The 4,073-nt window shown below is 70.0% G+C and carries 4 protein-coding genes; all 4 read left to right on the top strand.

The annotated features are described in order from the left end of the window. Positions 1-311: 311 nt before the first annotated feature. Entirely contained in the window at positions 312-1,232 is a 921-nt protein-coding gene (gene rpsB / locus HCN56_RS24120; protein ID WP_167974552.1) for a 30S ribosomal protein S2, read from the top strand. Positions 1,233-1,290: 58 nt separating this feature from the next. Next, positions 1,291-2,127: a translation elongation factor Ts gene (gene tsf / locus HCN56_RS24115; RefSeq protein WP_167974550.1), complete on the top strand. Its 837-nt coding sequence runs from the start codon at positions 1,291-1,293 to the stop codon at positions 2,125-2,127. 217 nt (positions 2,128-2,344) lie between these two features. After that, positions 2,345-3,100 (top strand): UMP kinase, encoded by a 756-nt coding sequence (pyrH, locus tag HCN56_RS24110; protein WP_167974548.1) that lies wholly within the window; start codon positions 2,345-2,347, stop codon positions 3,098-3,100. Positions 3,101-3,149: 49 nt separating this feature from the next. Continuing rightward, positions 3,150-3,707 (top strand): ribosome recycling factor, encoded by a 558-nt coding sequence (frr, locus tag HCN56_RS24105; RefSeq protein ID WP_167974546.1) that lies wholly within the window; start codon positions 3,150-3,152, stop codon positions 3,705-3,707. Positions 3,708-4,073 lie beyond the last annotated feature (366 nt).

Raw genomic sequence — 4,073 nt, 5'->3', positions numbered from 1 at the left:
CCGCCGCCCCGGGTGGGGCGTGTGGTGGGGCGGGCACGGCGCGCAGGCCGTCCGCGGTGCGACCGGGTGCGGCGCCGCGGGGGCGGTCGCCCGGCGGCTCCGGGGTCCCGTACACTTTCCCTGGCGATCCGGGTCCCGGATCGACCTCGCACGCCCCGCCGACGGCCCGATCGAAGCATCTGGCCCGGAGGCCGCGTCCCTCGGTCCACGACACCCCACCCGGCGCTCGTGGTAGGACGCGCAGGGGCGTCAGGAGCGCCGGCCGTCCCGGCAGGCGCTGACAACCGAGTCACACCCCAAGGAGAACGGCCATGGCCGTCGTCACGATGCGGGAGCTGCTTGAGAGCGGCGTCCACTTCGGGCACCAGACCCGCCGCTGGAACCCGAAGATGAAGCGCTTCATCTTCACGGAGCGCAACGGCATCTACATCATCGACCTGCTCCAGTCGCTGTCGTACATCGACCGCGCCTACGAGTTCGTCAAGGAGACCGTCGCCCACGGCGGCGCCGTGATGTTCGTCGGTACCAAGAAGCAGGCCCAGCAGACCATCGCCGAGCAGGCGACCCGCGTGGGCATGCCCTACGTCAACCAGCGCTGGCTGGGCGGCATGCTGACCAACTTCTCGACCGTCCACAAGCGCCTCCAGCGCCTCAAGGAGCTCGAGCAGATCGACTTCGAGGACGTCGCCGCCTCCGGTCTGACCAAGAAGGAGCTCCTGGTCCTCTCCCGCGAGAAGGCCAAGCTGGAGAAGACGCTGGGCGGTATCCGCGACATGCAGAAGGTGCCCAGCGCCGTCTGGATCGTGGACACCAAGAAGGAGCACATCGCGGTCGGTGAGGCGCGGAAGCTCAACATCCCGGTCGTCGCGATCCTGGACACCAACTGCGACCCCGACGAGGTCGACTACAAGATCCCGGGCAACGACGACGCGATTCGCTCCGTCACGCTGCTCACCCGCGTGATCGCCGATGCCGTGGCCGAGGGCCTGATCGCCCGCTCCGGTGCCGCGAACGCCGCCAAGGAGGGCGACAAGCCCGCCGGCGAGCCGCTGCCGGAGTGGGAGCGTGAGCTGCTGGAGGGCGCCGAGGCCAAGGCCGCCGCCCCCGCCGAGGGCGCCGAGCAGGCCGCCACCGAGGCTCCCGCGGAGACCGCTGCCGAGGCTCCCGCCGAGGCTGCTGCGGAGACCGCCGCCGAGGAGGCCCCCGCCGAGGCTCCGGCCGAGCAGGGCTGACGCACCACCCGTACCGCGATCCCACACACCGACCATTCGGGAAGAGACTCACACCACCATGGCGAACTTCACCGCCGCCGACGTCAAGAAGCTCCGTGAGCTCACGGGCGCCGGCATGATGGACTGCAAGAAGGCGCTGGACGAGGCCGAGGGCAACGTCGAGAAGGCCGTCGAGATCCTGCGGGTCAAGGGCCAGAAGGGCGTCGCCAAGCGCGAGAGCCGCACCGCCGAGAACGGTGCCGTTGTCGCGCTCATCGCCGACGACAACACCTCCGGCGTGCTGGTCGAGCTGAAGTGCGAGACGGACTTCGTCGCCAAGGGCGAGAAGTTCCAGGCGGTCGCCCAGGCGATCACCGAGCACGTCGCCAAGACGTCCCCGGCCGACATCGAGGCCCTGCTCGCCTCGGAGATCGAGTCCGGCAAGACCGTGCAGGCCTACGTCGACGAGGCCAACGCCAACCTCGGTGAGAAGATCGTGCTGGACCGCTTCGCCCAGTACTCGGGTGGCTTCGTGGCCACCTACCTCCACCGGACCAGCCCCGACCTGCCACCGCAGGTGGGTGTCCTCGTGCAGCTGGACAAGCCCGAGGCGCAGGTCGCCCGGGACATCGCCCAGCACATCGCCGCGTTCTCCCCGACGTGGCTGTCCCGTGAGGACGTCCCGGCCGACGTCGTGGAGAACGAGCGTCGCGTGGCGGAGGCCACCTCGCGTGAGGAGGGCAAGCCCGAGGCCGCCCTCCCGAAGATCGTCGAGGGTCGGGTGAACGGCTTCTTCAAGGAGAACACCCTCCTCGGCCAGCCCTTCGCCAAGGACAACAAGAAGTCCGTCCAGAAGGTGCTCGACGAGGCCGGGCTCTCGCTGCAGGCGTTCGCCCGCTTCCGCGTGGGCGCCTGAGGCACCGTTCGACGGGGGTCCGTCGGCGACGGACCCCCGTCCCCCCGTGCCGTCGGCGTCGTCAGCGCCGCGGCACCGCTATTGTCGGGCGTAGAGCCCGCGAGCGGCGCGCCGCGGGGCTGTGACACCGCTGTTGTGACGAGGAGGCCGTCGCCGGAACGGAACCGAGAGGAACCGTCGGCAATGGCCTCCTTCGTATGTGCACGAGGAGAATTCCATGAACCAGGAGACCCCCGCTCCGACGGGTGGCCGGCCGTCCCGCTACCTGCTGAAACTGTCCGGAGAGGCGTTCGCGGGAGGTGGCGGCCTCGGCGTCGACCCCGACATCGTGCACAAGATGGCCCGTGAGATCGCCGCGGTGGTGCGTGAGGGCACGCAGATCGCCGTGGTCATCGGCGGCGGCAACTTCTTCCGGGGAGCCGAGCTCCAGCACCGGGGGATGGACCGGGCCCGGTCCGACTACATGGGCATGCTCGGCACCGTGATGAACTGCCTCGCCCTCCAGGACTTCCTGGAGAAGGAGGGCATCGACTCCCGCGTGCAGACCGCGATCACCATGGGCCAGGTGGCGGAGTCCTACATTCCGCTCCGCGCCATCCGCCACCTCGAGAAGGGCCGCGTCGTCATCTTCGGCGCCGGCATGGGGATGCCCTACTTCTCCACCGACACCACCGCCGCGCAGCGCGGTCTCGAGATCCATGCCGAGGCCCTCCTGATGGGCAAGAACGGTGTGGACGGGGTCTACGACTCCGACCCCGCGAAGAACCCCGACGCGGTGCGGTTCGACGCCCTCGACTACGGCGAGGTCATCACCCGCAACCTGAAGGTCGCGGACTCCACGGCGGTCACGCTCTGCCGGGACAACGACCTGCCGATCCTGGTCTTCGAGCTCCTCACGGAGGGCAACATCGCCCGCGCCGTCAAGGGTGAGAAGATCGGCACACTCGTGAACAGCTTGGGCCGGCGGGACTGAGGTCCCGTCCACGCGCCGGTTTGCCTCACACACCGAATAGGAGCACGTGGTGATCGAAGAAGCTCTCCTCGAGGCCGAGGAGAAGATGGAGAAGGCCGTCGTGGTGGCCAAGGAGGACTTCGCGGCCATCCGCACCGGTCGGGCGCACCCCGCGATGTTCAACAAGATCGTGGCCGAGTACTACGGCGCGATGACGCCGATCAACCAGCTGGCGTCGTTCTCGGTGCCCGAGGCCCGCATGGCGGTGGTGACCCCGTTCGACGCGAGCGCGCTGCGCAACATCGAGCAGGCGATCCGCGACTCGGACCTGGGCGTCAACCCCTCGAACGACGGCCGGATCATCCGGGTGAACTTCCCGGAGCTCACCGAGGAGCGGCGCCGCGAGTACATCAAGGTCGCCAAGGCCAAGGGCGAGGACGCGAAGATCTCGATCCGCGGGGTGCGACGCAAGGCCAAGGAGGCCATTGACGGCGCGGTGAAGAACGGCGAGGTCGGGGAGGACGACGGGCGCCGCGGCGAGAAGGAACTCGACGACACCACCGCCAAGTACGTGGCACAGGTCGACGAACTCCTCAAGCACAAGGAAGCCGAGCTGCTCGAGGTCTGAGCTTCGGCCGCCACTCGGCGGCCGGCTGGGGTCGGAGTGCTGCCCGCGCCCGTGGTCGAGGCAGGGCGCGGGTGGGAGAACGAACGGAAATGAGCGCGTGAACGAGTCATCCTGGGGCCAGCTGGACCGGACGGGCGGGGGTACCGGGGGTCCGGTGGGCGGCGGGCCCGCCGGCACGGGTCCCGTGGGTCCCACGGGGGGGATGCCCGCGGGCGGCGCCGACGGGGGACGGGATGACGCGGCGCGGGGCGGGGGCCGCGCGGCGGATGCATGCCGCCGGCGGCACGGTGCGGGCCTCCCCGCACCTCGACGGTCAGTGCACGGGGGCCGACCTCGGCGGCACGGGGCGCCCCACGATGCCGATCC

The sequence above is a fragment of the Streptomyces lonarensis genome, from assembly GCF_012033735.1.
GTDB lineage: Bacteria > Actinomycetota > Actinomycetes > Streptomycetales > Streptomycetaceae > Streptomyces > Streptomyces lonarensis.
The sequence above is the reverse complement of the archived record's forward strand: the minus strand, read 5'-3'. Positions and strand labels throughout refer to the sequence as shown.